This is a genomic window from Achromobacter sp. GW823-FHT04E03, assembly GCF_058796095.1.
This window is the reverse complement of sequence record NZ_JBXAIJ010000001.1, coordinates 703,517-729,887: the sequence shown is the minus strand read 5'-3', so window position 1 is coordinate 729,887 and position 26,371 is coordinate 703,517. Positions and strand designations below refer to the sequence as shown.

General features: G+C 68.0%; 24 protein-coding genes. 15 read left to right on the top strand and 9 right to left on the bottom strand.

Annotated features, from left to right (window positions below):
* Positions 1 to 217: 217 nt before the first annotated feature.
* From AC1RHV_RS03385 to AC1RHV_RS03330, 12 genes are all read left to right on the top strand, one after another.
* Positions 218 to 1,045 carry a hypothetical protein gene (locus AC1RHV_RS03385; protein WP_225591366.1) on the top strand — a complete coding sequence of 276 codons (828 nt, stop codon included), beginning with the start codon at positions 218 to 220 and terminating at the stop codon, positions 1,043 to 1,045.
* A gap of 37 nt (positions 1,046 to 1,082) precedes the next feature.
* Positions 1,083 to 2,048 (top strand): SphA family protein, encoded by a 966-nt coding sequence (locus AC1RHV_RS03380; RefSeq protein WP_492299719.1) that lies wholly within the window; start codon positions 1,083 to 1,085, stop codon positions 2,046 to 2,048.
* 80 nt (positions 2,049 to 2,128) lie between these two features.
* The gene (locus AC1RHV_RS03375; RefSeq protein WP_054454307.1) at positions 2,129 to 3,292 is read left to right on the top strand and encodes a formylglycine-generating enzyme family protein; all 1,164 of its coding nucleotides are present in this window, start codon (positions 2,129 to 2,131) and stop codon (positions 3,290 to 3,292) included.
* 28 nt (positions 3,293 to 3,320) lie between these two features.
* Positions 3,321 to 4,292, top strand: a complete 972-nt coding sequence (locus AC1RHV_RS03370; protein ID WP_054454308.1) for an AAA family ATPase — start codon at positions 3,321 to 3,323, stop codon at positions 4,290 to 4,292.
* Between the two features lie 7 nt (positions 4,293 to 4,299).
* Positions 4,300 to 5,259, top strand: a complete 960-nt coding sequence (locus AC1RHV_RS03365; protein WP_054454310.1) for a DUF58 domain-containing protein — start codon at positions 4,300 to 4,302, stop codon at positions 5,257 to 5,259.
* Positions 5,256 to 5,756 carry a DUF4381 domain-containing protein gene (locus AC1RHV_RS03360; protein WP_054454312.1) on the top strand — a complete coding sequence of 167 codons (501 nt, stop codon included), beginning with the start codon at positions 5,256 to 5,258 and terminating at the stop codon, positions 5,754 to 5,756. Before AC1RHV_RS03365 ends, AC1RHV_RS03360 begins: the two co-directional genes overlap by 4 nt.
* Positions 5,743 to 6,765, top strand: coding sequence for a VWA domain-containing protein (locus AC1RHV_RS03355; protein ID WP_054454314.1), 1,023 nt, complete (start codon positions 5,743 to 5,745; stop codon positions 6,763 to 6,765). The genes AC1RHV_RS03360 and AC1RHV_RS03355 overlap by 14 nt, the downstream gene beginning before the upstream one ends.
* Entirely contained in the window at positions 6,750 to 8,345 is a 1,596-nt protein-coding gene (locus tag AC1RHV_RS03350) for a vWA domain-containing protein (protein ID WP_492299718.1), read from the top strand. The genes AC1RHV_RS03355 and AC1RHV_RS03350 overlap by 16 nt, the downstream gene beginning before the upstream one ends.
* The gene (locus AC1RHV_RS03345) at positions 8,342 to 9,763 is read left to right on the top strand and encodes a BatD family protein (RefSeq protein ID WP_492299717.1); all 1,422 of its coding nucleotides are present in this window, start codon (positions 8,342 to 8,344) and stop codon (positions 9,761 to 9,763) included. Before AC1RHV_RS03350 ends, AC1RHV_RS03345 begins: the two co-directional genes overlap by 4 nt.
* Positions 9,760 to 10,758, top strand: coding sequence for an HAD family hydrolase (locus AC1RHV_RS03340; RefSeq protein WP_492299716.1), 999 nt, complete (start codon positions 9,760 to 9,762; stop codon positions 10,756 to 10,758). The genes AC1RHV_RS03345 and AC1RHV_RS03340 overlap by 4 nt, the downstream gene beginning before the upstream one ends.
* Positions 10,759 to 10,804: 46 nt before the next feature.
* A complete protein-coding gene (locus AC1RHV_RS03335) occupies positions 10,805 to 12,442 on the top strand; it encodes an arylsulfatase (protein WP_492299715.1) in 1,638 nt (545 codons plus the stop codon).
* A gap of 75 nt (positions 12,443 to 12,517) precedes the next feature.
* Entirely contained in the window at positions 12,518 to 15,073 is a 2,556-nt protein-coding gene (locus AC1RHV_RS03330; RefSeq protein ID WP_492300785.1) for a fused MFS/spermidine synthase, read from the top strand.
* Positions 15,074 to 15,075: 2 nt separating this feature from the next.
* On the opposite strand, the gene AC1RHV_RS03325 is transcribed toward AC1RHV_RS03330, so the two are convergent.
* From AC1RHV_RS03325 to AC1RHV_RS03315, 3 genes are all read right to left on the bottom strand, one after another.
* A complete protein-coding gene (locus AC1RHV_RS03325) occupies positions 15,076 to 15,510 on the bottom strand; it encodes a hypothetical protein (RefSeq protein WP_119449217.1) in 435 nt (144 codons plus the stop codon).
* Positions 15,511 to 15,729: 219 nt separating this feature from the next.
* The gene (locus AC1RHV_RS03320; protein ID WP_492299714.1) at positions 15,730 to 16,368 is read right to left on the bottom strand and encodes an FMN-dependent NADH-azoreductase; all 639 of its coding nucleotides are present in this window, start codon (positions 16,366 to 16,368) and stop codon (positions 15,730 to 15,732) included.
* A complete protein-coding gene (locus AC1RHV_RS03315) occupies positions 16,365 to 16,811 on the bottom strand; it encodes a GNAT family N-acetyltransferase (protein ID WP_192354311.1) in 447 nt (148 codons plus the stop codon). The genes AC1RHV_RS03320 and AC1RHV_RS03315 overlap by 4 nt, the downstream gene beginning before the upstream one ends.
* A 93-nt stretch (positions 16,812 to 16,904) precedes the next feature.
* On the opposite strand from AC1RHV_RS03315, the gene pdxR reads away from it, so the two are divergent.
* On the top strand, positions 16,905 to 18,335 hold the full coding sequence (gene pdxR / locus AC1RHV_RS03310) for a MocR-like pyridoxine biosynthesis transcription factor PdxR (protein ID WP_492299713.1): 1,431 nt from the start codon (positions 16,905 to 16,907) through the stop codon (positions 18,333 to 18,335).
* On the opposite strand, the gene AC1RHV_RS03305 is transcribed toward pdxR, so the two are convergent.
* Together AC1RHV_RS03305 and AC1RHV_RS03300 are read right to left on the bottom strand one after the other, a co-directional pair.
* Complete coding sequence (locus AC1RHV_RS03305; protein ID WP_492299712.1) at positions 18,332 to 18,811, bottom strand: carboxymuconolactone decarboxylase family protein; 480 nt, start codon at positions 18,809 to 18,811, stop codon at positions 18,332 to 18,334. The two genes, pdxR and AC1RHV_RS03305, sit on opposite strands and share 4 nt — an antisense overlap.
* Positions 18,812 to 18,920: 109 nt before the next feature.
* Positions 18,921 to 20,216, bottom strand: a complete 1,296-nt coding sequence (locus AC1RHV_RS03300; RefSeq protein WP_119449221.1) for an ATP-binding protein — start codon at positions 20,214 to 20,216, stop codon at positions 18,921 to 18,923.
* Between the two features lie 226 nt (positions 20,217 to 20,442).
* Between AC1RHV_RS03300 and chrA the strand changes: the two genes are divergently transcribed.
* Positions 20,443 to 21,693, top strand: a complete 1,251-nt coding sequence (gene chrA, locus AC1RHV_RS03295) for a chromate efflux transporter (RefSeq protein ID WP_054454855.1) — start codon at positions 20,443 to 20,445, stop codon at positions 21,691 to 21,693.
* A 35-nt stretch (positions 21,694 to 21,728) separates the two neighbouring features.
* On the opposite strand, the gene AC1RHV_RS03290 is transcribed toward chrA, so the two are convergent.
* Together AC1RHV_RS03290 and AC1RHV_RS03285 are read right to left on the bottom strand one after the other, a co-directional pair.
* Positions 21,729 to 22,523, bottom strand: a complete 795-nt coding sequence (locus AC1RHV_RS03290; RefSeq protein WP_492299711.1) for an enoyl-CoA hydratase — start codon at positions 22,521 to 22,523, stop codon at positions 21,729 to 21,731.
* Positions 22,524 to 22,576: 53 nt separating this feature from the next.
* Positions 22,577 to 23,776 (bottom strand): multidrug effflux MFS transporter, encoded by a 1,200-nt coding sequence (locus AC1RHV_RS03285; RefSeq protein WP_054454857.1) that lies wholly within the window; start codon positions 23,774 to 23,776, stop codon positions 22,577 to 22,579.
* Between the two features lie 73 nt (positions 23,777 to 23,849).
* Between AC1RHV_RS03285 and AC1RHV_RS03280 the strand changes: the two genes are divergently transcribed.
* Positions 23,850 to 24,170: an Rdx family protein gene (locus AC1RHV_RS03280; RefSeq protein WP_054454343.1), complete on the top strand. Its 321-nt coding sequence runs from the start codon at positions 23,850 to 23,852 to the stop codon at positions 24,168 to 24,170.
* A gap of 55 nt (positions 24,171 to 24,225) precedes the next feature.
* On the opposite strand, the gene AC1RHV_RS03275 is transcribed toward AC1RHV_RS03280, so the two are convergent.
* Positions 24,226 to 25,752 carry a tripartite tricarboxylate transporter permease gene (locus AC1RHV_RS03275; RefSeq protein ID WP_054454346.1) on the bottom strand — a complete coding sequence of 509 codons (1,527 nt, stop codon included), beginning with the start codon at positions 25,750 to 25,752 and terminating at the stop codon, positions 24,226 to 24,228.
* Positions 25,753 to 25,755: 3 nt separating this feature from the next.
* Positions 25,756 to 26,226: a tripartite tricarboxylate transporter TctB family protein gene (locus AC1RHV_RS03270; protein WP_054454349.1), complete on the bottom strand. Its 471-nt coding sequence runs from the start codon at positions 26,224 to 26,226 to the stop codon at positions 25,756 to 25,758.
* Between the last annotated feature and the right edge of the window lie 145 nt (positions 26,227 to 26,371).

Here is a 26,371-nt window from a genome sequence, read left to right as displayed (position 1 = left end):
GAAGGCATCCCCATTTTTTTGCCTGTGTGTTGCGCCTTATCCGTTCTTCGCCTTGAAAGCAATAGATCACAGCCTATGGCCAGTATTGGTGAAAGTAAAACTCTGTGCGAAGATTGCGACAGATTTCACGACTTTGGATCTCGGCGCGGTTTGCCGAAATCAGCATTTCCGTACGGCGCGTCTTTGCATTTTGTTATCTCTTTCCGGGGTACATCGCATGGGCAGTACGCAGTCTGCATTCAAGGAAATCAGTGGAAGAGGAATCGCGGCGTGGCTGATGGTGGCTGCGCCGCTGTGCTTTGCGCAGCCTGCGCATGCCCAGTCCCAGTCGGCGGATGACGCCAACAAAAGCAACAACCCGCTGAACCTGGCGGCGTCGTTGAATTTCCAGAATTACTACACGCCGAAGTTGTTCGGCAGCAACGCCCACACCAACGACTTCCTGATCCGGCCGACGATCCCTGTCGCGCCGGGCGAGCTCGTCGGCGTGCCGCAGATATTTCGCATCACGGCCCCAGTCAGTACGCGCCCCGAGGCCGACGGCAGCTACAAGACCGGCCTGGGCGACATCAATGTGTTCGACATTTTCCTGTTGCAGCAGGGCGCGGTGGACCTGGGCGTTGGGCCGATGCTGACCATGCCCAGCGCGACCAGCAGCGAGCTGGGAGCGGGCAAATGGTCCGCCGGGCTGGCCGGCGTGGCGGTGCATGCCAGCAAGGAAGGGCTGCTGGGCGCGCTGGTGCAATGGCAGCATTCCTTCGCCGGCCAGAATGCGCGCGACACGGTGCACACCGCCACCTTCCAGCCGTTCCTGATACGCAATCTGCCGCAAGGCTGGTATTTGAGGTCCACCGCAACCTGGACCTTCGACCTGCAGAAGAACGACTACTACATTCCCTTGGGGCTGGGCGCGGGCAAGGCCTGGCGCGTCGGGAAGAACATCTTCAACGTGTTCGCGGAACCGCAATGGACGGTTGCGCACAAGGGGGAGGGCCTGCCTCAGTTCACGCTGTTCGCCGGCTTGAACATCACCTTCGGGAATTGATCCCGTCAGCGTTTTTCTGGTCTTTCGGAGTGTAGGGATGCGGAGCGCGATTGCGGCAGTTGCAGGGTTGTTGGCGGTTCTGGCCGGATTGGTCCTGCCGTCTGCCGCCTGGGCCACTGAAGGGGCGCTGGGCCGCCAGATCACCGGCACCAACGTGCAGCCCAACGCCGGCATCGTGTCTCCCGAGCCTATCTGGGCCGTCAACCTGTCGCAGATCTACCTGGACGGCACCGTGGGCGGCAGCCGCGAAGTGCCGGTAGGAGGCCGTACCTCGCTGGGCCTGGACGCGAAAGTCGCGTTCACCCTGGCCACGGTCCTCAAGACCTGGGACACCGGGCCGGGGCGCTGGAACTTCGCGTCCAGCTTCACCTTGCCCTACGTCTGGACCAAGGTGAATTCCACCGTGACGGGACCAGGCGGGCGCAGCATAGACCAAAGCGATACCGCCTCGAACCTGTTCGACCTGTACTTCTCGCCCATCATCGCGGGCTATCACTTTTCCGAAACGTCGCACATGGCGCTCAGCCTGAACATCTGGGCGCCCACCGGCAAGTACAACGCCGACGACATGGCCAACCCCAGCCTGAACAACTGGACCTTCATTCCTCAGGTGGCCTACACCAAGATATTTCCGGAATCCGGTTTACAACTGGACACCGTGGCCGGCGTCCAGTTCTACACCCGCAACAACGCCACGGACTATCGCAACGCGCCGCTGTTCAGCATGGACGTGATGGGCCGCAAGATCTTCAGCAACGGGGTGAGCGCGGGCTTGATCCTGGGCACCATCCAGCAACTGGGCAGCGATTCGGGACCGACGGCCGACCGGCTCAACGGCTTCAAGGGGCGCGACTGGGCGCTGGGCCCGATCCTGACCTATGACACGAAGCTGGCGGACAAGCGCTCCTTGTCCCTCAGCCTGCGCTGGGTACCCACGATCAGCAGCACGAAGCGTCTGGACAGCAACGATACGGTCATGGCGACCGCGACGCTGGTGTTCTGAACGTCAGCACGATTTCAAGGGGCTGCCAGCCCCGGGCGCGGCACCGCCACGCCTGAACCATCAGCTTTCGGGTGATTGAAATGGCAAAGCAGACAACAGGAAAGACACGCTACGCCAGCGCATTGCTGCTGGCCGGCGTGGTGCTGGGCGCGGGCGCCAGCACCGCCTATGTGGTCATGGGCAAGGACGGGCCGCCCGAAGCGGTGAAGGTGGTGCTGGGCGACGGCAAGAGCGGCCCGGCGGGCATGGCCTGGGTACCCGGGCGCGAGTTCCTGATGGGCAGCAGCCACAAACTGGCCCAGCCCAATGAAATGCCGGCGCACAAGGTATCCGTCAGCGGCTTCTGGATGGACGTGAACGACGTGACCAACGCGCAGTTCCGCCGCTTCGTCGAGGCCACCGGCTACGTCACGACGGCCGAGCAGAAGCCGCGGTGGGAAGACTTGAAGGTGCAGTTGCCGCCTGGCACGCCGCGCCCGGACGACAGCCTGCTGGTGCCCGGCGCCATGGTGTTCGTCGGCACCGAGAGCGAGGTCTCGCTGCGCGACTATTCGCGCTGGTGGCGCTATGTGCCCGGCGCGAACTGGCGCCATCCGCAAGGACCGGGCAGCTCCATCGCCGGCAAGGACGACCACCCGGTGGTGCAGGTGTCGTACCAGGACGCCATGGCCTATGCCAAATGGGCGGGCAAGCGCCTGCCGACGGAATCCGAATGGGAAATGGCCGCGCGCGGCGGGCTGGAGCAGGCCACCTATGCCTGGGGCGAGGAGCTGCTGCCGCAGGGCAAGGCCATGGCCAATATCTGGGACACGCAGCAACAGCAGCCGTTTCCGGTGGTGAAGGATGAAAAGGTACAGGTCGGCACCATGCCGGTGGGCAGCTTCTCGCCCAATGGCTATGGGCTGTACGACATGGCCGGCAACGTCTGGCAATGGACCGCCGACTGGTACCGCGCCGACGCCTTCAAGATCCAGGCGCAGTACCGCCAGCCGCCCGCGGATCCGGCGGGGCCGGCCGACAGCTACGACCCCGACGACGGCATCGTGCCGCCGGCCGCGCCCAAGCGCGTGACGCGCGGCGGCTCGTTCCTGTGCAGCGACACCTATTGCATCAGCTACCGCACCAGCGCCCGGCGCGGCACGGATCCGATGAACGGCATGTCGCACCTGGGATTCCGCACCGTCATGACGCCCGCGCAATGGAAACTGGCCCAGACCGCCAGGAACGGCATCGCCAGCCGCTAGCCGGCATCACGCAGGAGAGGAAATGCCGATGAGCAAGCGCGACAGCATTCTGGAACTGGAGCGCGCCATGGCGCGCGCGGTGCTGGGGCAGGCCGCCGTCATCCGCGAGGTGCTGCTGGGCCTGTTGGCCGACGGCCACCTGCTGCTGGAAAGCCTGCCGGGGCTGGCCAAGACGCGCACCGTCAAGACGCTGGCGCAGCATCTGGCCGCGGCAATGAGCCGCATCCAGTTCACGCCCGACCTGCTGCCTTCGGACATCACGGGCGCAGAGGTGCTGCAGCAGGACGCGCAGGGCGCCAGCCGCATCCAGTTCCAGCAGGGGCCGCTGTTCGGCAACCTGATCCTGGCCGACGAGATCAACCGCGCGCCCGCCAAGGTGCAGGCCGCGCTGCTGGAAGCCATGGAGGAACGCCAGATCACCGTGGCTGGCACGACCCACCGCATGCCGCAGCTGTTCATGGTGCTGGCCACCCAGAACCCGATAGAGCAGGAGGGCACCTATCCCTTGCCCGAAGCGCAGATGGACCGCTTCATCATGAAGATCGTGCTGGACTACCCCGACCCCGCCAGCGAAAGGCAGATGCTGGCCATGCTGCGCGGCGAGTCGCGCCAGGACGCGGAACCCGCCGGCGCGCCGCTGAGCCAGGAGGACCTGTTCGCCTGCCGCGCCGAGGTCGACCGGGTGCACGTGTCCGAAGCGCTGGACCAGTACCTGGTGGACCTGGTCAACGCCACCCGCCACCCGGGCGGGCATGACGCCGACCTGGCGCGCTGGATCCAGGTCGGCGCCAGCCCGCGCGGCGCGATCGCGTTGGACAAGGTGGCGCGCGCCCACGCCTGGCTGGCGGGGCAGGACTATGTCTCGCCCGATGATGTGCGCAGCGTGGCCCGGCCGGTGCTGCGGCATCGCCTGCACCTGTCGTATGACGCGGTCGCCGACGGCGTCTCGGCGGACCAGGTGATAGACAAGCTGCTGGACACGGTCGCCGTGCCGGTCTGAGCCCGCCATGCCTTCCGCCGCTCCTTCCCCGGAAGTCCAGGTCCACATCAAGGACCTGATGGCGCTGGAACCTGCCGCGCGCGGCCTGGGGTTCTTCAGCCGCCAGCCGGTGCGCAGCATTCTGGCCGGCCAGCATGGCTCGCGCCTGCGCGGGCGCGGCCTGGACTTCGAGGAGCTGCGCCGCTATCTGCCCGGAGACGATCTGCGCCAGCTGGACTGGCGCGCCTCGCAGCGGTTGGGCAAGCCCTATGTGCGCACCTACAGCGAGGAGCGCGACCGTCCGGCGCTGGTGGTGGTGGATCAGCGCATGGGCATGTATTTCGGTTCGGTGCGCAGCTTCAAGTCTGTCGTGGCCGCGCGCATCGCGGCGCTGTCGGCCTGGATGGCCTATCTGGCGGGGGACCGCGTGGGCGGCCTGGTGTTCAGCGATGCGGGCATCGACAACGTGCGTCCGCTGCGCAGCCGCGAACGCATCCAGGCCCTGTTCGCCGCCATTGCGCGGCGCAGCCAGTCCATGGGCGCGGACCAACCCGATGTGGACGCGTCCGGACGGCTGAACGAAGCGCTGCAAGGGGCGCTGGCGCACGCGCCGCACGATTGCCTGGTCTGCCTGATCAGCGATTTTGCCGGCGCCGATGACGCTACCTTGCGCCTCTTGCGCACGCTGGCCGCGCATAACGATGTGGTCGCAACGCTGGTGTATGACCCGCTGGCGTTGCGCATTCCCCTGAGCGGCCGGCTGGTGGTGACGCAGGGCGAGCTGCAGGTCGAAGTCGCCGCGGATCGCAAGCAGGTACGCGAGCCGCTGTCGGACTTCTTTTCAGGACGCCTGCACGACGTGGCCGAGCTGCTGCGCCGCAGCCGCGTGCCGCTCTTGTCCATCGATACGGCGGACGACACCGTGGCGCAGTTGCGCCGCGAGCTCGGCCGCCAGGCCAGTCGTGCGCAAGCCAGGGGCCGGGCATGAACGCCGACGCCGCTCCGTCCATCGAACAGCTGCGTCAGTTGCCGCTGCCCGAGCCGGTCAGCTACTGGCCGCAGACCTGGGGCTGGCTGGTCGTGCTGGCCGTGGTGCTGGCGCTGGCCACATGGGCCGCGTGGCGGATGGCGCGCCGCCACCGACGCAATGGCTACCGCCGCGCAGGGCTGCGCATGCTGGAAGCGCTGCGGCGCGAAACACAGGCGGATCCCCTGGCCGCACGCGCCTTGCCGGATCTGCTCAAGCGCGTCGGCCTGTCGTCGGTGGCGGCAGCGGACCGCGACCGGGTCGGCGCGCTGCAAGGCGCGGAGTGGGTCGCCTTCATGGATGCCGGCGTGGCCGTGTTTCCGCCCGACGCGGCCGTGCTGCTGCGCGCGCTGGCGTATGCGCCGCCCGAGACCTTGCGGGCCATCGACCCCGCGCGCGTGCGGACCTTGTTCGCCGCCAGCCGGCAATGGATGGAGCGTCACCATGTGGCGGCTTGAATATCCCTGGCTGCTGGCGCTGCTGCCGCTGGGCTGGCTGGCGTACCGCTATCTGCCGCCGTATGTGCAGCGGCGCAGCGCCGTACGCATTCCATTCTTCGAATCGGTGGCGCGCAGCACCGGCCAGACGCCGCAGCGCCCCGGCGTGCGCGGCGACCGCTGGCAACTGGCCTTGAACGCGCTGGTGTGGCTGCTGCTGGTCCTGGCGCTGGCGCGGCCCGAACGGGTCGAGCCGCCGCTGGAGCATCGCCAGCCGGTGCGCGACCTGCTGCTGGCCATCGATATCTCGCAATCCATGGAGACCGAGGACTTCGTGGCGCCGGACGGCCGCCGCGAGGACCGCTTGAGCGGCGTCAAGGCCGTGGTGGCCGATTTCATCGACCGCCGCAAGGACGACCGGCTTGGACTGATCGTGTTCGGCACCGCCGCCTATCCCCAGGCGCCGCTGACCCAGGACCATGCCACGCTCAAGCTGCTGCTCGGCCAGGTAAGCACGCGCATGGCCGGGCCCAATACCGCCATCGGCGATGCCATCGGCGTGGCGATCAAGCAGTTCGAGCATGCCGGCGAACACGACCAGGTCCTGATCCTGCTGACGGACGGCAACGATACCGGCAGCGCCGTGCCGCCGGACCGCGCCGCGGCCATGGCGGCCGCGCGCCATATCGTCGTGCATACCGTGGGCATAGGCGATCCGCAGGCGCAGGGCGAGGAGAAGGTCGATTTCGACGCCTTGCGCGCGATCGCAGCCAAGACCGGGGGCCGCTTTTTCCCGGCGCAGGACCAGGCGTCCTTGCGGCAGGTCTATGCCGAACTGGATCGCATCACGCCGCACGAAGTGCGCGAATTGCGCCACCAGCCCAAGCAGGATTTCTTCTGGGTGCCGCTGGGCCTTGCGCTGTTGCTGCTGGCTGGCTGGCACTTGGCCGCGGCGCTGCGCGGCCGGCGGCGCGACGCCCGGCCGCAAGGGGATGCGCGCGTGGAGGAGGGCGGATGGAAATCGACCTGAGCGCCTTCCATTTCCTGCGCCCCTGGTGGCTGCTGGCGGTCGCGGCCGCGGCCTTTGTGCTTTGGCGGCGGCGCGACGAGGACGGCCGGCTCGGCTGGCGCAGCAACATCGCGCCGGCGCTGCTGCCATACCTGACGGTGCGCACGCAGGGCAGCCGCGGGCCGCGGCCCGCGCAACTGCTGGCCGCCTTGCTGGCGCTGGGCGGCATCGCCGCTGCCGGGCCGACGTGGCAGCAGGACCGCCCGGCCTTCCTGGACAATCTGGCGCCCCTGATCGCGGCGGTCGACCTGTCGCCCTCGATGGATGCGGCGGATCTTCCGCCCAGCCGGTTGGAAGCCGCCAAACGCAAGCTGCGCGATCTGCTGAAACGGCGCGCAGGCGCCAAGACGGGCCTGATCGCCTATGCCGGCTCGGCGCATCTGGTGTTGCCGCCGACCGACGATCCGGCTTTGCCCGACATGTTCGTGCAGGCCCTGTCCACCGGTCTCATCGCCGCGCCCGGCAAGGATGCAGCGGGCGCGATCTCGCTGGCCGCGAGCCTGCTGCAATCGGGCGAGGCGGGCGGCACCCTGCTGCTGGTGACGGACGGCGCGGACACCGGCCAGCTGGCCGAAGTCGAGCGCCTGGCGCGGGCCAATTCCTTCCAGATCCTGGTGTGGGCGGCGGGCACGCGCGATGGCGGCGTGGTGCGCGACGCCCGCGGCCAGCCGCGCCTCGACGCGCAGGGCCGGCCCTTGCTGGGCAGTTTCGACGAGGATGCGCTGAAACAGCTGGCGCAAGCCGCCCGCGCGCCGCTGGGCAGCCTGACCCTGAACGACGACGACCTGGACTGGGTGACGCTGCATGCCGAACGGCACTTCCAGGAGGTACAGGACGCGGACAAGCCGCTGCACTGGAAGGACGCCGGCTATTGGCTGTGCTGGCCGCTGGCGCTGCTGGCATTGCTGGCGCTGCGGCGCGGCTGGAACATCAACTGGACGGCCTGCCTGCTGCTCGCCGCCACGGCTACGCTGCATACCCCGCGCGCGGAAGCAGGCGCGCTGGCCGACGCCTTTTTCACGCCCGACCAGCAGGGCCGCTGGGCCTATGAACACAAGCGCTATGCCGAGGCTGCCGCCTTGTATGCCGATCCTTACTGGAAGGGTCGCGCCGCCTATGACGCCGGCGACTATCAGGCGGCGCTGGCCGCATTCGCCAAACTGGACACGCCCGAGGGCGACTTCTATCTGGGCAATACCCAGGTCCGTCTGCGCAGCTACGACGCCGCGCTGGCGGCGTACGACCAGGCGCTGCGCCTGCGGCCGGATTTTCCCGAGGCGCGCGAAAACCGCGAACTGGTCGCCAGATTGATCGCCGCCGCGGAAAGCGAGCAACAGGACGACGACTCGGAGAAACCGGACGAGACCCGCGTGGACAGCGACAAGGGCGCGGGCAAGATGATCCGCACGCAGGCGCCGCAAGCCGCGTCCGACGAGGTCTGGCTGCGCAACCTGAGCCTGTCGCCGGCCGGCTTCCTGAAGCAGAAATTCGCGATCGAAGACGCACGCAAGGCCGCGCCGGCGCAGGGGAGGCAGCCATGATGCACCGCCATGCCGCGCTGCTGCGTTGCCTGGGCCTGCTGCTGTTGCTGCAACTGGGCCTGTGCGCCGGCGTGGCGCGAGCCCAGCAGGCGGATGGCGGGCCGCAGCTGCACGCCGAGGCGCGCATGGCGGCATCGGGCGACCTGATGGCTGGCGCCACCGCCATCCTGCAGGTGGACGTGTTGACGTCGACCTGGTTCACCCAGCCCCCGCAGATGCCGGCCCTGGACATCCCTGGCGCGCTGGTGTCGGGGCCGTCAGGGCAGGCCACCATCATCCGCGCCACCATCGGAGGCGTGGCCTACAGCGGATTGCGCTACGCCTATCTGGTCAGTCCCGAGGCGGCGGGCGACCTGCGCGTGCCGGCCATCCGGGTCAGCGCGCAGGTGGGACAGGCGACTGCGCCCCTGGTTGCGCAGACGCGCCCGTTCGAGGCGCGCGCCGCCGGACCGCCAGGCGGGGCAGCCGGTCATGTCCTGGCGGCAAACTCGGTCCAGGCGACCCAGCAGATCCGCTATTCGGCCGAGCCTCCCGCCGTCGGCGACCACGTCAGCCGCGTCATCACCGTGCAGGCCCAGGGCGCCCAGGCCATGCTGATCCCGCCGCCTGCCGCGGCCGCCGTGCAGGGCCTCAAGCTGTACCCGTCCGAACCCGAATTGACACAGATGTCCGACAGCCGCGGCGGTTTCCTCGGCGGACAGCGCATCGACCGCCTGGACTATGTGATCGAAAGCGGCGGCGCCCATGAACTGCCGGCGGTGGAAATCCGCTGGTGGAACGTCGCGGCCAACAAGGAAGAGCGCGTAACCCTGCCCGCGCAACGCTTCGAGGCGAGGGCGGGCGCCGCCTACCAGGCGCCATTCTCGGTCGAACAGGACCTGCGCGACATGGGCCGGCAAGTGCAGGTGCGCGTTCCGGGAGGATGGCTGGCGCTGGCCGCGGGCGCGGCGCTGGCGGCGTTGGCCTGGTGGCTGGGTGCGCCCTGGTTGCGGCGGACATTGGCCCGCCTGCGGGCCGGACTGCGGGCGCGGCGCGAACAATGGCACGCCTCCGAACCCTATGCGGCAATGACCTTGCGACGCTTGTTGGCGCAGCCCCAGCCGCGCATGGACGCGCTATACGCATGGCTGCGCCGAGCTTGCGGCGCAGCCACGATCGCGCAGGGGACGGCCGGCCTGGACCCGGCGCTGCGCCAATCCGCAGACGATGCGCTGCGAGCCTGCTATGGCCGGGAGCCGGACGCGGCGCGCGGCTGGCGCGGATTGCGCGGGATGTTCCCGCGTTGGCGCCGAGCCTTGCGCGCACCGGTACGAGAGGGCGGCGCGCAAGACCTGCCTACGCTGAATCCCCGTCCGGCCGCAACATCGCGCGGACTTGCGGGCATGCCGCCCGCCGAAATTCCAGGAGATCTCCCATGACGACGCCTTTGCTTGCCCGCCGCTGGTTCGCGCTGCTGCTCCTGGTGCTCCTGGCCGGGCTGGCGCGCGCGCAGACGCCGCTGCCTTCCTGGAACGAAGGACCTTCGCGCCAGGCCATTCTTGGATTCGTGCAAGCCGTCACGACGGAGGGCAGCCCGGACTATGTGGCGCCGGCCGACCGCATCGCGGTGTTCGACAACGACGGCACGCTATGGAGCGAGCAACCTCTGTACTTCCAGCTGATCTTCGCGCTGGACCAGGTCAAGGCCATGGCGCCGCAGCATCCCGAATGGTCGACCGAGCAACCCTACAAGGCCGCGATCGAAGGCGACCGCCAGGCGCTTGCCGCCTCGGGCACCGAAGGACTGCTGAAGATCGTGGGCGCCACCCATACCAACATGACGACGCAAGCCTTCGGCGCGGAGGTCCGGCAATGGATCAAGACCGCCCGCCATCCGCGCTTCAAGCAGCCGTACACCAGCATGATCTATGCGCCGATGCTGGAGCTGCTGGACTATCTGCGCGGCAACGGCTTCAAGACTTACATCGTGTCGGGCGGCGAAGTGGAATTCATGCGGGCCTGGGCGCAGGACGTCTACGGCATTCCGCCCGAACAGGTGATAGGCACCACCTTCGTCACCGAGTTCCAGATGCGGGACGGCAAGCCCGTGCTGATGCGCACGCCCAAGCTCGACTTCAACGACGACGGCCCGGGCAAGCCCGTGGCCATCAACAAGTTCATCGGCCGCCAGCCCATATTCGCCTTCGGCAATTCGGACGGCGACCTGCAGATGCTGCAGTGGACGGCGGCCGGCAGCGGCAAGCGCTTCGCGGGCCTGGTGCATCACACCGACGCCCGGCGCGAATGGGCCTATGACCGGGATTCCAAGATCGGCAGGCTGGACCGCGCGCTGGATGAAGCGCAGCAAAAGGGTTGGGTAATCGTAGACATGGCAAAGGAGTGGAGAAGGGTATACGCATTTGAAACACAGTGATTCGTTTACGTGACTGGGAACCGCCCGCGAGGGTCAGGAGAAAGCGATGAACGCAAGAAAACTGTTGAGCGCGGCGCTCTTCGCCGCAACAGGCCTCATGGCACTGGCAAGCGCGCAGGCGCAGACCCAGGCGCCTGCGGCCAATCAGGGCCAGGCGGCGGCATCGGGCAAGAAGCCGAACATCCTGGTGATCTTCGGCGACGACATCGGGCAGGCGAATATCAGCGCCTATGCGCACGGCGTGGTCGGATACACCACGCCGAACATCGACCGGATCGCCAAGGAGGGCATCCTGTTCACGGACTACTACGCCGAGAACAGCTGCACGGCGGGCCGCTCGTCCTTCATCACGGGGCAGTCGCCGCTGCGCACGGGCTTGTCCAAAGTCGGCATGCCCGGTGCAACCGTGGGGCTGCAAAAGGGCGACATCACCCTCGCCGAGGCCTTGAAGGCGCAGGGCTACACCACGGCCCAATTCGGCAAGAATCACCTGGGCGACCGGGACGAGTACCTGCCCACCCGCCACGGCTTCGACGAGTTCTTCGGCAATCTCTACCACCTGAATGCCGAAGAGGAACCCGAACGCCCGTACTGGCCCAAGGATCCCAACGATCCCTACGTCAAGAACTTTTCGCCGCGCGGCGTGATCAAGGCCACGGCCGATGGCAAGGTGCAGGACACCGGCGCCCTGACCACCAAGCGCATGGAGACCATCGACGACGAAACCGTGGGCGCGGCGATCGACTACATCGACAAGCACGGCAAGGACGACAAGCCGTTCTTCGTGTGGATGAACACCACGCGCATGCATATCTATACGCACATCCGGCCGGAGCACAAGGGCAAGAGCGGCATGCCCGGCAATGACTACGCCGATGGCATGTGGGAGCATGACCAGGACGTGGGCAAGCTCTTGAAGAAGCTGGACGACATGGGCATCGCCGACAACACCATCGTCGTCTACACCACCGACAACGGGCCCAACGCCTTCACCTGGCCGGATGCCGCCACCACGCCATTCCGCAGCGAAAAGGACTCCAACTGGGAAGGCGCGTTCCGCGTGCCGGCCATGGTGCGCTGGCCGGGCAAGATCCCTGCCGGGGAAATCAAGCGCGGCATCGTGTCCGGCATGGACTGGTTCCCGACGCTGATGGCGGCCACGGGTGACACCACCATCAAGGAACGGCTGCTGGATGGCTGGGCGCCGCAAGCTGGCGGCACCAAGTTCAAGGTGCACCTGGACGGCTACGACCAGTTGGGCTACCTGACCGGCAAGCAGGACAAGAGCGCCCGCGACGAGTTCTTCTACTTCAACGACGACGGCGTGCTGGTCGGAGCGCGGTTTGGCGACTGGAAGGCGGTGTTCTGCGAGCAGCGGGCTCCCGGCAATCTCAACATCTGGCAGGACCCGTTCGTCTGCCTGCGCTTGCCGAAGATCTTCAACCTGCGCATGGACCCGTACGAGCGCGCCGACATCACGTCGGACCAGTACAACGATTGGCTGGCCAAGAACGCCTATCTGACCGCCATCGCCACGATGAAGGCCACCGCGTTCCTGGACACGTTCCTCAAGTATCCGCCGAGCCAGCGTCCCGCTACGTTCAGCGTGGATCAGGTGCAGGAGAAGGTCAACAAGGCCATGGAAGAACACTTCCAGCAGCTTGACAAGCAGAAGGCGAAGTAACTGCGCCCGGCGCAAGCCGGGACAGTACCGGGCGGCGCCTGTCGCGCCGCCCGGCAACGCAGCAGGAGCAGCATGATGGGCATGGGAGCAAGCGAGGCAGCGATGCAGGGACATGATGTGGACGACAAGGCGGCGCAAGGGCGCGCCCTGACGGCGGTCCGGCCGGCCGCGTTGCTGTTCCTGTCCGGAACGGCGGCCCTGGTGTTCCAGGTGCTGTGGATCAAGCAGTTGTCGCTGGTTGTGGGCGTGGAGGTCAGCGCCATCGCCGGCGCTGTCAGCGCATTCTTCCTGGGCCTGGCGCTGGGCGGCTGGCTGTTGGGCCGCAAGGCGGACCAGTTGCGGCGCCCGGTACGCTTCTACGCCATGCTGGAAGCGGGCGTGGCGCTGTCCTGCATCGCGGTGACGTGGCTGCTGGCGCGCAGCGCCGCCGCCTTTGTCGCGGTCGAGGTCCATAGCAGCCTGGCGGCCTGGCTGGCGGTAGGGCTGCTGCTGGCCGTCCCCGCATTCTTGATGGGCGGCACCTTGCCGGTGCTGCTGCGCGCCGTGAGCCGGCAGCAGGGCGCGGACGTGAGCCGCTCTGGCGGGGCGATGTATGCCGCGAATACCTGCGGCGCGATCCTGGGCGCATTGCTGCCCGCGTTCTTCCTGATTCCGCGCTTCGGCGTGCAAGGTGCGGCGCTGGCCGCGGCCTCGCTCAACGTGCTGGCGGCGCTGGGCGCCTGGATGCTGGACCGCAGGGCAGGCGACAGCGCGGCGCCCGCCGACAATCCGCAGGCCGCTGCGGCGCCCTTGTCGGGCGAGGCGCGCCTGGCCGTGGCGCTGTACGCGGTGGCTGGCGCGGTGGCGCTGGGCTACGAAGTGATCTGGTCGCAGATGATCGTGCCCTTCATGAGCACACGCGCCTTCGCCTTCGCCATCGTGCTGGCCACCTATCTGGCCGGGCTGGCCATCGGCGCGGCGCTCTATGCGCGCTGGGCCCATCGCGTGCGCAATCCCTGGCCGGTGTTCGGCTTCCTGATCGCTGGCGCAGGCCTGATCGCGGTGCTGGAGGTGGCCTTGCTGGGCAAATGGCTGATCGTGGCCCAGACGCAGGCGGAAGCGGCGGTCTACCAATGGACGGGCAGCGGCTTTGCCGGCATGTGCGCGCGCTTCGCGGTAGCGGCGGCCAGCCTGGTGCTGGCGCCCACGCTGCTGCTGGGCGCGGCGTTTCCCGCCGTGCTGCGTATCGCGGTGGGCGACCGGCAGGTGGGGCGGGAAGCCGGGGCCGTGCTCGCCTGCAACACGCTGGGCGGCATCGCGGGCACCTTGTTGACGGGATTCCTGCTGTTGCCCGCCCTGGGGCTGGTACGCACGCTGAGCGTGCTGGCGGCCATCGCCGCGGCGGTGGGCGCCGTTGCCGCCTGGCGCGGGCGTGCGGACGGCCGCGCCGCCACCGGGTGGGCCACCGGCATCGCGGGCCTCGCCACGCTGGCGCTGATCGCCACGCTGCCGGCAGACCAGTTTGCGCGGCTACTGCCGGGGGCGAGCGGCGCGGGCCTGGTGTTCTACGAGGAAAGCCATGGCGGCACCGTGGCCGTGGTCGAGCGCGCCGGCAACGGCAACCGCTTCCACCGGCTCTATATCCAGGGCGTATCGAATTCGGGCGACGCCATGCCTTCGCTGCGCTACATGCGGCTGCAGGCGCTGCTGCCCTTGATCGTGCATGCGGGCGAACCCAAGTCCGCGCTGGTCGTGGGCTATGGCACCGGCATCACGGCGGGCGCCTTGTCGCAATACCGCGGGCTGGAAAAGCGGGCGGTCGCCGAGCTACTGCCAGCCGTGCTGCGCGCCGCGCCGCACTTCCAGGGTACGTTCCAGGCCGCCACCGATCCTGGCCTGGACAAGCGGCTGCGCGACGGACGCCGCGAGCTGCAGGCCAGCGCCGAACGCTGGGACCTGATCACGCTGGAGCCGCCGCCGCCTTCCGCCGCGGGCGTGGTGAATCTGTATTCCCGCGACTTCTACCAACTGGCCGCAAGCCGGCTGGCGCCGCAAGGCATCGTGGCGCAATGGCTGCCGCTGCCCACGCAGAACGAAGACGACACCCGCGCGCTCATCGCCAGCTTCATCGAGGTGTTTCCACATGCCCAGCTCTGGACCAGCGAACTGCATGAAATGCTGCTGCTGGGTTCCATGCAGCCGCTGACGCTGGACGCGGCCCGCATCCAGGCGCGCTACGGCCAGCCCGATACCGCCGCCGCGTTGCAGGCTGTGGGCGTGCCATCCGCCGCCGCCTTGTTGTCCACCTGGGTCACGGACCGGGAAGGCCTGGCGCGCTTTGCCGGCAATACCCCGGCCGTGACCGACGACCGCCCGGGCATCGAGTACGCAACCTGGGTCCGCCCGCGCGAAGTGGCGCGCGTCCTGCCCGCGCTGCTGGCCCTGCGCAGCGAACCGCCGCTGACCGGCGCGTCCGACGCGCTGCGCGCCGACATGGAACTGGAGCGGGCGCGGCTCGACACGTTCTACCGGGCGTCGCTGGCGGCCTATGTGGGGGATCGTGAGACCTGGGGCAGGGAAATGAACAAGCTGGCGCGCGATGATGGCGGCAACGCCTACTACCGCTGGTTCATGCCCAGCGCCAGGCAGTAGGGCTAACTACATATGCGCCGCCATGGCGCGACCCCGTGGGGCGAGCAATAGCCCGCGCAGGGCGTCGCCATCGACATGCCGCTCTGGCAGCGCAGGTCCGGCGCCCGTTCGCCATAGGGCACCATGCCCTGGCAATCGCATGAGGCAAGGCCGGCGCCGGACGGCAGTTTCTTGGGCAGCTCCGGCACAGCGGCGCGTTCGGCCTTGGCCTTGGGCGCGGGCGGCGGCGCTTCGTCGTTCGCATCGGCGCGCTCGATCACGCCCCGGACCTTGGCCGTCGGCATGCTGCAGGCTTTGGCAATGGCGTTGACCGTGCGGCCGTCGTTGGCCATCGCCACGATCTTCTTGTCGCTGCAGGCCGCCTCGGCGCGCGGCGCGGCGAGGACCCACAGCGCAAGCGCGGCCGCCAGGAAAATACCAGGACTGGTCAGTGTCATTGCACGCCTCCTGCACCCATGCCCGAATGAGGAAGTACGGCGTAGTCTGGTCAGGCGAGAGGGTTCTGGCCAAGAGCGTAGTGCCGGCTATTTGGGGGTGTCAACGCAGCCCGATTGCCTAATACTTCTTGCTTAAGCGGGCTCGGCGCCGGCGCTATTCCTAAGAATGAGGCGGCTTGGTGCGCGCGCCATGATGCGCGGGCACCAGCCCCGGCGCGATCAAGCTGCCGCGAACTCCGGATGCAGACCCGCCGCGAACGGATGCGCGACGATCTCCGATTGCGCCTGCGCGCGGGCCGCCTGCAACGCGTCCGCGCCCCGCGCCGTGCCCTGCACCGAAAAGAACGTCACGTTCTTCAGGCCCATCGTGCCCAGCACGTGCCTAAGATAAGGCGTGAGAAAGTCCGGCTGGCTTTGCCCGTCGCAGCCGAAGTCGCCGCCGGACGAGATCGCCACGTATACCGGACGGTCCTCCAGGCTGCCTTCCTTGCCGCGCGCCGTGATCTGGAAGGTGCTGCGCACCCGCACCACGTGGTCGATCCAGGTTTTCAACGATGCCGGCACGGTGAAGTTGTGCATCGGAGTCGCGATGACGACGTGGGTCGCGGCCTGCAGGGAATGGATCAGTTCGGTTGAGCGGCCCAGCGCGCCCCGATTCTCGCGTCCGTCCGTGGGGTCCTGGCGCGCACTCAGCGTGGCGGCGTAGTCGGAGTCGACCAGGGGCAGGGCGGTCGCGTCGACGTCGACCACGGCCGCGTCGGGCGCGGCGGCGGTGAGTTGGTCGACGATGGCTTGCGACAGGCGATAGCTTTCGGAGGCGCGGCCGCGCGGGCTGCAGATGATGCGCAGGATATTCATGAGGCGGAGGTTTCCAGGGATTTGCTGAATCGGATGGCGCTGGTCAACAGACCGGCGCGGAAGTAGAAGCGTTGGGCCAGGGCGTTGCCCAGGCCGGTGTCGAGCACCAGGCGGGCGCAGCCGTGGCCGCGCGCGGCGGCGTCCAGGGCTTGCAGGAGCCGGGCGCCCCAGCGTTCGCCGCGGCGGCCGTCCGCCACCACCAGGTCGTCCACGTACAGAAAGCGGCCGTAGATCAGGTTTTCCTGCACGCGGTAGCCGGCCAGCGCGACGGCTTGGCCGTGGTCCATGGCGGCCAGCAGCCGGTAGCCGTCGGCGCGCATGCGGCACACGCGTTCGACGAAATCGGCTTCGTTTTTCAGATGGGGCCTGAGCTCGCGCATGAGCGGCAGGCAGGCCCTTAGGTCCTGCGGGCTTTCGAGGTGTTGCATAGTGGCGTCGGTCATGGATGCACTGGCGGTGTCAGGGTTCAAGTGCAGTCATGTTAGGAGCCGCATGCCATAATTAGAAGGGCCATAAATTGAATTCTGGACTATGCCATGATCAGCCCGCAGCCCCAGGACCCGCCCGTGCCGCCGGACGGCGCCGAGCCTCTGTACCGCCAGGTCTACGAGCGCTTTCGCGGCGCCATCGCGCAGGGCACGCTCAAGCCAGGCGACCGCATTCCATCGGCGCGGGCGCTGGCCAAGGAGATGGGCGTGGCGCGCGGCACGGTGGAGGTCGCGTATTCACTGCTGGCATCGGAAGGCTATATCCAGGCGCGCGGCCAGGCCGGTACGGTGGTAGCGCCCGACCTGCAGCCCCAGCACGCGCCGCCCCCCGCCCTGGCCATTCCTGCCGAGACGCCCGGCGACGGCCCGGGCTGGCGCGAACCCTCGGGCCTGCGGCCGTTCCAGATGGGCTTGCCGGCGCTGGATGAATTTCCCCGCAAGCTCTGGGCCCGCCTGGGCGCGCGGCAACTGCGCGGCCTGCAGGCCGGGGACCTGGCCTATCCGCCCAGCGGCGGCCTGCCAGCCCTGCGCAGCGCGACCGCCGCCTATCTGCAGGTGGCGCGCGGCATCCATTGCCAGCCCTCGCAGGTGTTCATCACCGCCGGCTACAACAGCACGATGGCGCTGATCCTGCAGACGCTGTTCGAAGCCGGCGACCAGGTCTGGATGGAAGATCCAGGCTATCCGCCAACCCGCGCGCTGCTGGAGCAGGCGCGCTTGAAGCCCGTGCCCGTGCCGGTGGACCAGGACGGCATCATGGTCGGCGCCGGCATCGAGCGGGCGGGGCGGGCGCGCGGCGCGGTGGTGACGCCTGCCCATCAAAGCCCCTTGAGCATGTCCTTGTCATTGCCGCGCCGGCAGGCCTTGCTGGACTGGGCCGAACGCTGCGGGGCCTGGATCGTGGAAGACGATTACGACGGCGAATACCGCTACGTCGGCCGTCCGTTGCCGGCCTTGAAGAGCCTGGATACGCAGGGGCGGGTGTTGTATGCGGGCACCTTCAGCAAGGTGCTGTTTCCCGGCCTGCGGCTGGCCTATCTGGTGGTGCCACAAGCGCAGGCCGGACGCTTCGCGCAGTCCGCGCGCTTGCAGGCGGGCGCTGCGCCGGGCCTGACCCAGGCGATATTGAGCGCCTTCATGGCCGAAGGCCATTTCGGCCGCCACATCCAGCGCATGCGCAAGCTGTACGCGGAGCGGCGCGCCGCGACGGTGGCGGGCCTGAATGATGCGCTGGGGCAGCGCCTGCGGATCGAGCCGCAGCCCGGCGGCATGCATCTGGTGGCGCGCCTGGAAGACGGCCAGAGCGACGTGGCGTTGGCCGGGCGGATGGAAGAGCAGGGCATGTATGCGGGCGTATTGTCGCGCTGGCACGCCGCCCCGCAGGGGCAATCGGCGCTGCTGCTCAGCTTCACCAATATCGCCACGCAGGCGCAGGCCCGTGAACTGGGTCTGCGCATACTGCAGCTGATGCAGTCCTAGTTCAGCCCGGCCTTGTCCAGGCCGTAGGCCGCGTCGGCCGAACCCGGCACGGTGCGCAATGCCACGTTCAGCCGGTTCCAGCCGTTGATCCCGACCACCAGCAGGGTCAGGTCGGAAATTTCCTTTTCGGACAGCTGCGCGCGCACGTCCTCATAGACCGCATCCGATACGCCCTGCGCCGACAGGGTGGTGACCGCCTCGGTCCAGGCCAGCGCGGCGCGCTCGCGCGGCGAGAACAGCGTGGACTCGCGCCAGATGGCGATGTGATGCAGGCGCAGTTCGCGCTCGCCGGCGATGCGGGCCTGCTTGACGTGCATGTCCAGGCAAAAGCCGCAGCCGTTGATTTGCGACGCGCGGATATCCACCAGTTCGCCGACCTCCTGCACGACGGGGGTCTTCTTCAGCGACATGCTGAATTCCAGGTACTTCCTGGACTGTTCCTCGGATACCTGGAAATAATTCAAACGCTGGGTCATGTTCCTACCTTTTCGATGCGTGTTGCCGAGCGGAATCTCGTGCCGTCAGGATGCCGCGGCTTGGACCAGGAAGGTAGTGCCATAAATGGAGTTTTCGCCTGGGCCATGATCAGGCCGGCCAGCGCAACACGAAGCGTGCGCCGCCCAGGGGGCTGTCGTGGATTTCGATACCGCCGCCGTGGCTGGCGGCCACTCGCCAGACGATGGCCAGGCCCAGGCCGGCGCCGCCGGTGCCGCGGTCGCGGCTTTCATCCAGGCGGATGAAGGGTTCGAACACGCGTGTCCGGTCGGCGGGCGCGATGCCGCCGCCGTCGTCGTCCACGATCAGCTCGAAGCCGCCCGACGGGCACTGGGTGAGCTTGACCTCCACGTGGCGGCTGGCGTAGCGCACCGCGTTCTGCACCAGGTTCAGCAAGGCCCGGCTCATGTAGCGCGGATGCAGCCGCACGCGCGGCGGGTAGTCGCGATGCACATGGCACTGGATCGCACGCGCCTCGGCCTGGTGCGCCACCTGCGCCAGCGCTTCGCCCAGCCAGTCGCAGGTGTCCACGGTTTCCAGCCGGACGGTGTCGTCGGTGGGGCGTTCCAGCCGCGCATAGACCAGCAGTTCGGCCACCAGCGTTTCCAGTTCGCAGATGTCGGCCTGCATGTCGCGCAGTATCTGGTGCCGCTTGGGCAGGTGCTGGTCCTGGCCCAGCATGGCGACCTCGAAGGACAGTCGCGCCAGCGGCGTGCGCAATTCGTGGGAGACCGCGTTGGTCAGGCTGCGCTGGTTTTCGACCAGCGCCGAAATGCGCTCGGCCATCTGGTTGAAGCTTTCGCCCACGTGCCGCATGCCGGCCAGGCGCGACAGCCGCACCCGCGCGCCCAGGTCTCCCTGGCCCATGCGCAGCGTGGCGTTGCGCAGCCGGTCCAGGTCGCGCCACAGGGGCAGGGCCCACAGCAGCAGCAGGATGATGCCCACGATCAGGCTCAACGCAGTCCAGACGCCAACGGTGACCCATCGCTCCAGCACCGGCGCGCGCGGCAGGCGGACTTCCAGCCACTGCCGGGGCTGGCCCGCCAAGGGCGCGAGATAGACGTTGTAATCGTCGCGCATGATGATGCCCAGCGTGGCCAATTGCCGCTGTTCCTCTGTGCTGGGCGTGACGTCGGCATCGGCCAGCAGACCCAGGCCCAGGCCGTAAAGCGGCTGGATGTCGTCGCGCAGGCGCTCGGCGCGAGCGGCCGGCGCGATGCTGTCGAGTTCCGTGCGCAGCACATGCATCTGTCCCCGGACAGCCTGGTACGACAGATCCGCGCTGACCGAATCCAGCAGATACATCAAGCTGCGTTCCACCAGCTGCGACCCCGCGACATAACCGATGGCGGCGACGACGAAGATGCGGATCGCGAACTTGAACATGGGGGATACGGCCGGATGAGGACTCGCGATGCTAGGGGCATGCCGCCGGGCAGTCCGCCGATATTTGTAGGGTATTTGTAAAGTTATTTGTAGCGGCTACGCGGGCGAGGTAAACCCGCCATATGGCCCGGCCCGTTCAGGCGGTTGAATCCGCCGCGGCGCCCGGCTATAAGCATGGGGCGGGGGCAGGACCCTCATGCCCCGCCTGCCGATGAAGCCGAATCCCATGCCGCCGCTGCCTCCCCACCAAGACGAACACGTCGCCAGCAAGCCCGCCACTGCCACGCGCGAGCAGCCCGGCCGGGGGTCCTGTCTGGAAGTCTTCCTGGTATTCCTGCGCCTCGGGCTGACGTCCTTCGGCGGGCCGGTGGCGCACCTGGCGTATTTCCGCACGGAATTCGTGGAGCGCAGGCGCTGGCTGGACGACTATGCGTATTCCGACCTGGTGGCGCTGTGCCAGTTCCTGCCGGGGCCGGCCAGCAGCCAGGTCGGCATGGCGATAGGCCTGAAACGCGCCGGATGGGCCGGCATGCTGGCGGCCTGGGTGGCGTTCACGTTGCCCACGGCCGTGGCGCTGATCCTCTTCGCGCTGGGGCTGGCGCAGTTCGGCTGGCTGTCCGCGTCGGGCGCCATCCATGGACTGAAGATCGCGGCGGTGGCCATCATTGCGCAAGCGGTCTGGGGCATGGGCCGCTCGCTCTGTCCTGACCGCGAACGGGCGGGACTGGCGGTGGCGGCGGCGCTCATCACCATCCTCATGCCGACGACGCTGGGGCAATTGAGCGCGATCCTGCTGGGCGCCATCGCCGGCCTGGCCGCGCTGCAGGTGCCGCCGCGACCTGCGCTGGCGGTGCCGCCGTTGAATGTGTCGCGCCGCGCGGGATACACGGCCCTGGCGCTGTTCGTGCTGCTGCTGGCGGTCTTGCCGGCTTGGGCGGCGATCAGCGGCATGCCGCTGGCGCAGCAGCTCTCAGGCTTCTACCGCGCGGGCGCGCTGGTGTTCGGCGGCGGCCACGTGGTGCTGCCCTTGCTGGAATCCGCCTCGGTGGCGGGAGGCATGGTTTCCAACGCCGATTTCCTGGCAGGCTATGGCGCGGCGCAGGCCATGCCGGGGCCGCTGTTCGCCTTTGCCGCCTTCCTGGGCGCGATGTCGTCGGGGCCCTTGTCGGGCTGGGCCGGCGGACTGGTGTTGCTGGCGGCGATCTTCCTGCCGGGCGCCTTGCTGGTGGCGGCGGCGCTGCCGTTCTGGGAAAGCCTGCGGCGGCGGCCCGGCGTGCGCAACCTGATCGCGGGCGTGAACGCGAGCGTCGTGGGCATCCTGCTGTCGGCCCTGTACGACCCGGTCTGGACCAGCGCCATCCGCGATCGGGTGGATTTCGGCCTGGCCTTGCTGTTGTTCGGCCTGCTGGTCTATGCGCGCTGGTCGCCCGTCTGGGTGGTGCTGCTGGCCGCGGCCGGCGGCTGGGCCTTGGCCTAGCGGAGCCGCGGGCGGCGCGGCCCCGCAGCGTCGAATCAGGACTGCCAGCGCGGCGGACGTTTTTGCAGGAAGGCGTCTATGCCTTCGCAGGCGTCGGCTTCCATCATGTTGCGCGCCATCACGTCGCCCGCATAGTCGTAGGCATCCGCCAGCGCCATCTGCCGCTGCTTGTAGAACATGCGCTTGCCGTAGCGGATGGCCGTGGGGCTCTTGGCCAGGATGTCGTCCACCAGTGCGCGTACGCGCTGGTCCAGCTGCGCCTCGGGCACGGCGTCGTTGATGAGGCCCCAATCCCTGGCCTGGCCGGCATCGATGAAGCGCGCCGTCACCAGCATTTCGAAGGCGCGCTTGGCCGATACGTTGCGGCTCAGGGCGACGGCGGGCGTGGAGCAGAACAGGCCGACGTTGATGCCCGACACCGCGAACTTCGCCGTGTCGGCCGCGACGGCCAGGTCGCAGCTGGCCACCAGTTGGCAGCCCGCCGCGGTGGCGATGCCGTGCACCTTGGCAATCACCGGCACCGGCAAGGCCTGCAAACCTTGCATCACGGCGCCGCATTTCCTGAAGAGGTCGCGGTAGTAATCCAGCGAGGGCTGGCTGCGCATTTCGCGCAGGTCGTGGCCGGCGCAGAACGCCCGGCCGCTGGACTCAAGCACTACGCAGCGCACGCCGGCATCGCGCGAAAGCGCGTCGATCTCCACCTGCAGCGCGGCCAGCATGCCTTCGGACAGCGCGTTGAACTGGCCCGGGCGGTTCAGGCGCAGCGTCACCACGCCGCCTTCGGCGTGGCGCGCCAGGATCGGCTCTTGCGCCGCTTGTTCGTTATTCATGTCGTCTCCAGGGTGGGCTATCCCTGGATAGTAGAGGCTTACGCGGCTCGGCGTCAGCCCGCAGCCAGGCGCCGCGCCATGCCCGGCGACAGGCACAGCAGCGGCCCGACGATGACCGCGCCGATCAGCGCCATCGCCGCTTGGGGCGCCATGCCGCTGTCCAGCAAAAGGGTGGCGATGACGGCCGATCCGCTCATCTGGAACAAGCCATACACCGCGGCCGCGGTGCCAGCGCGCTCGGCGAAGGGCTCCAGCGCCAGGCTCAGCCCGGATCCCAGCGCGAGCGAAAAGCCCACGGTCAACACCGCCACCGGCAACATGAAGATCCAGGCCGACAAGGGCAGCCACAGCCAAGCGGCCAGGTGCATGGCGGCGGCCGCGAGCAGGGCGGCCATGCCTACGCGCACCATGGTGTGGCGGCCATAGCGCGCGATGAAGGCGGGAGCCAGGAAGAAGGCGCCGATGTTGATCGCCGCGTTGCCGCCGAACCAGGCGGAGAAGCCCAGTTCGGAATAGCCCAGCTGCTGCACCAGCACCACGGGCGCGGCGGATACGAACACCAGGATCATCGCCATGCCGGCCATGCCGAACGCCGCGAAGTACAGAAAGCGTCCGCTGGCCGCGATCGGCGCATAGCGGCGCAGGCTGTAGAGCGGGCCTTGCTGTCTGGGAGGCGCGGCGCGCGTTTCCTCGAAGCGGATCGCCAGAAAACCTGCCAGTGTCAGAGCGAACAGCACCATGAAGACGAAGGTGCTGCGCCAGCCCGCATGCACGGCCAGCGCGCCGCCCACCATGGGCGCCAGCGCGGGCACGGTGCACAAGGCGCCGTTCAAATAGCTGTAGACGCGCGCGCCCACCGCGGGACTGAAGCAGTCGCGCACCGCGGCAAAGGCCACCAGCGAGGCCGAGCACGCGCCCAGCCCCTGGATCACGCGCGCGGCATAGAACACGTCCAGCGACGTGGCCGCGGCGCCCAGCGCCGAGCCCAGCAGATACGCCAGCGCGCCGCCCAGCGCAACTGGCCGCCGGCCATAGCGGTCGGCCAGCGGGCCGATCAGGATCTGGCCCACGCCGACGGCGAAGATGAAGAGGGTGATGCTGGCTTGCAGCGCGGTGACAGGCTGGCCGTAATCCTGCGCCATGACGGGCAGGGAGGGCAGATAGATGTCGATGCCCATGGGCGTAAGCGTGACCAGCCCCATCAGGAGGCCGATCAGCCAGCGTTGGCCGCGGGGGGATAATGCAGACTTCATGGCAGGCTCGGGGCCCATCGCAGACCCGGGAAAACCCGATATTATCCATGAACCGGCGTAGAATCTTCCAGCTATGAACACACCCGCCCTGCGCCCCCGCATCGTCATCCATTACTGCACGCAGTGCCAGTGGCTGCTGCGCGCCGGCTGGATGGCCCAGGAACTCTTGTCCACCTTTTCCATCGATCTGGGCGAGGTCGTGCTGCAGCCCGGCACCGGCGGGATCTTCCAGGTCACCTACAACGGCGACCTGATCTGGGACCGCAAGAGCGATGGCGGCTTCCCCTCGGCCAAGGAACTGAAGCAGCGCGTGCGCGATCGTCTGGATCCCGGGCGCACGCTCGGCCATATCGACGGCCACACCGCCGGCCCGCTGGCCGCGCCCGACGCCTGAAGCGCATACGGACCGGCCCCGCAGGAGCCGGTCCGTCGCCACGCAGCGGCAGTCGTCAGGCGGAAGACTCCGCTTGCGCCAGGCCCACACGCTGCTTGCGTTGGCGCATGGCCGACACCACCAGCAGCGCAATCAACCCCACGCACGCCACCACGAAGCCCAGGCTGATGGGCCGCGAGACGAAGATCGTCAGGTCGCCGCGCGACAGCAGCAGGGCGCGGCGGAAGTTCTCTTCCACCATGGGGCCAAGCACGAAGCCCAGCAACAGCGGCGCGGGTTCGAAGCGCATGCGGATCAGCGCGTAGCCCGCCGCGCCGAACAAGGTCACCATGGCGACGTCGAACAGATTGTTGTTGGTGCTGTAGACGCCCACGCAAACAAAGAACAGCGCCGCCGGGAACAGGTAGCGGAACGGCACCGTCAGCAGCCGCACCCACATGCCGATCAGCGGCAGGTTCAACAGCAGCAACAGCACGTTGCCGACCCAGAAGCTGGCGATCAGCCCCCAGAACATGTCGGCGTGTTCCACCATCATCTGCGGTCCCGGCTGGATGCCGTGGATGATCAGCGCGCCCAGCATCAACGCCATCACCGGATCGCCAGGGATGCCCAGGCTCATGGTGGGAATGAAGCTGGTCTGGGTCGAGGCGCTGGTGGCCGCTTCCGGTCCGGCGATGCCCTCGATGGCGCCGCGGCCGAAGCGGCGCGGCTCGCGCGCCACCTTCTTTTCCGTCGCATACGAAATGAACGAGGCGATGGTAGGGCCGGTGCCGGGCAGGATGCCGAAGGCCGCGCCGATTGCCGTGCCGCGCACCAGCGCGCCGCGCGACTGCTTGATGTCGCCGGCTTCGGGCCGCATCGACTTCATGCTGATCTTGGCGGTGGTCACCTTGGCATCGCCGCCGATGCGGTTGATGTTCTTCAGGAAGTCCGCCACGCCGAAGAGACCCATGGCCAGCGCCACGATCTGCAGGCCGTCGGACAGTTCCAGGATACCGAAGTGAAAACGCATCGTGCCGGTGTTGACGTCGGTGCCCACCACGCCCAGCAGCAGGCCCACCACCACCATCGCCACGCCCTTGATCGCCGACCCCTTGGCCAAGGTGGCGCCGGCCAGCAGGCCCAGCATCATCATGGAGAAGTACTCGGCGGGGCCGAACTTGAAGGCCACGTCAACCAGCATGGGCGAGAACAGAATCATCGCCAGGATGCCGACCGACGCGCCGCAGAACGACGAGAACATCAGCATGAACAGCGCCGAGCCAGCCTTGCCGTTGCGCGCCAGCGGATTGCCGTCCAGGCAGGCCACCGCGTGTGATGCGGTGCCAGGCAGGTTCAGCATGATGGAGGTAATGCCGCCGCCGTACTGCGAACCGTAGTAGATGCCTGACAGCATCACCAGCGCCGCCGTGGGCGTCATGGTGTAGGTCAGCGGCAGCAGGATGGAGATCGCGGCCAGCACGCCCATGCCCGGCAGCACGCCGATAAGGTTGCCCATGAACACGCCGAACACGGCCCACATGAGGTTGTCCAGCGCGAAGGCGACGGAGAACCCGTGCATCAGGTTGTTGAAGATTTCCATCGATCAGCCCCAGCGGAACAGCGGAAACTGCAGTTGCAGCGCCCAGGAGAAAACGGCCACGCCCAGCACGGTCACGCCAGCGGCCAGCAGCGCCGCGCTGCGCGGCGTGTGCTGGCGGTCGCCCATCGCGGAAATGAAGACCAGCGCGAAGGTCGCGGGCACCAGGCCGCCGTATTTGCCCACCAGGATGAAGGCCATGAGTCCGCCGATGATGCAGCCCCAACCGCGCCAGTCGGGCGGAGGCTCGTCCTCGGCGTCGTCATCGGCTGCCGCGGGCGCCGCGGCCATGCGCGCGATGATCAGGCCCAACAGCACCAGCAGCACGCCCAGGATCGCCGGGAACATCCCTGGCCCCATGCGCGCCAGGCTGCCGATGTTGTAGGTGGATGCCTGCGCGATGGCGCCCAGGCCCAGCACGATCATCGTGCCGGCGGCCCAGACTTCGCGCCGCGCGGCGCTGCGTTTGGATTGCATCTGTAGTCCTCCCGTTGTTGTGCTTTTGCCTGACTACGTTCTGAACAAAAGCTGACTTTTGAATGAACGCGGAAGTCTAGGAATTCAAACTTCCGTTCACCTTTCAGGGACACGGGATATGCGCCAAACAGGCTTTTTTTCCGCA

Coding starts and splice junctions, on each gene's coding strand:
- chrA (WP_054454855.1), top strand. CDS start 20,443: ATGCCGCCGCTGCCTCCCCACCAAGACGAACACGTCGCCAGCAAGCCC.
- AC1RHV_RS03380 (WP_492299719.1), top strand. CDS start 1,083: ATGCGGAGCGCGATTGCGGCAGTTGCAGGGTTGTTGGCGGTTCTGGCC.
- AC1RHV_RS03345 (WP_492299717.1), top strand. CDS start 8,342: ATGATGCACCGCCATGCCGCGCTGCTGCGTTGCCTGGGCCTGCTGCTG.
- AC1RHV_RS03300 (WP_119449221.1), bottom strand. CDS start 20,216: ATGTTCAAGTTCGCGATCCGCATCTTCGTCGTCGCCGCCATCGGTTAT.
- AC1RHV_RS03340 (WP_492299716.1), top strand. CDS start 9,760: ATGACGACGCCTTTGCTTGCCCGCCGCTGGTTCGCGCTGCTGCTCCTG.
- AC1RHV_RS03335 (WP_492299715.1), top strand. CDS start 10,805: ATGAACGCAAGAAAACTGTTGAGCGCGGCGCTCTTCGCCGCAACAGGC.
- AC1RHV_RS03270 (WP_054454349.1), bottom strand. CDS start 26,226: ATGCAATCCAAACGCAGCGCCGCGCGGCGCGAAGTCTGGGCCGCCGGC.
- AC1RHV_RS03365 (WP_054454310.1), top strand. CDS start 4,300: ATGCCTTCCGCCGCTCCTTCCCCGGAAGTCCAGGTCCACATCAAGGAC.
- AC1RHV_RS03375 (WP_054454307.1), top strand. CDS start 2,129: ATGGCAAAGCAGACAACAGGAAAGACACGCTACGCCAGCGCATTGCTG.
- AC1RHV_RS03370 (WP_054454308.1), top strand. CDS start 3,321: ATGAGCAAGCGCGACAGCATTCTGGAACTGGAGCGCGCCATGGCGCGC.
- AC1RHV_RS03280 (WP_054454343.1), top strand. CDS start 23,850: ATGAACACACCCGCCCTGCGCCCCCGCATCGTCATCCATTACTGCACG.
- AC1RHV_RS03355 (WP_054454314.1), top strand. CDS start 5,743: ATGTGGCGGCTTGAATATCCCTGGCTGCTGGCGCTGCTGCCGCTGGGC.
- AC1RHV_RS03290 (WP_492299711.1), bottom strand. CDS start 22,523: ATGAATAACGAACAAGCGGCGCAAGAGCCGATCCTGGCGCGCCACGCC.
- AC1RHV_RS03325 (WP_119449217.1), bottom strand. CDS start 15,510: ATGACACTGACCAGTCCTGGTATTTTCCTGGCGGCCGCGCTTGCGCTG.
- pdxR (WP_492299713.1), top strand. CDS start 16,905: ATGATCAGCCCGCAGCCCCAGGACCCGCCCGTGCCGCCGGACGGCGCC.
- AC1RHV_RS03305 (WP_492299712.1), bottom strand. CDS start 18,811: ATGACCCAGCGTTTGAATTATTTCCAGGTATCCGAGGAACAGTCCAGG.
- AC1RHV_RS03385 (WP_225591366.1), top strand. CDS start 218: ATGGGCAGTACGCAGTCTGCATTCAAGGAAATCAGTGGAAGAGGAATC.
- AC1RHV_RS03285 (WP_054454857.1), bottom strand. CDS start 23,776: ATGAAGTCTGCATTATCCCCCCGCGGCCAACGCTGGCTGATCGGCCTC.
- AC1RHV_RS03350 (WP_492299718.1), top strand. CDS start 6,750: ATGGAAATCGACCTGAGCGCCTTCCATTTCCTGCGCCCCTGGTGGCTG.
- AC1RHV_RS03315 (WP_192354311.1), bottom strand. CDS start 16,811: ATGACCGACGCCACTATGCAACACCTCGAAAGCCCGCAGGACCTAAGG.
- AC1RHV_RS03275 (WP_054454346.1), bottom strand. CDS start 25,752: ATGGAAATCTTCAACAACCTGATGCACGGGTTCTCCGTCGCCTTCGCG.
- AC1RHV_RS03360 (WP_054454312.1), top strand. CDS start 5,256: ATGAACGCCGACGCCGCTCCGTCCATCGAACAGCTGCGTCAGTTGCCG.
- AC1RHV_RS03330 (WP_492300785.1), top strand. CDS start 12,518: ATGGGCATGGGAGCAAGCGAGGCAGCGATGCAGGGACATGATGTGGAC.
- AC1RHV_RS03320 (WP_492299714.1), bottom strand. CDS start 16,368: ATGAATATCCTGCGCATCATCTGCAGCCCGCGCGGCCGCGCCTCCGAA.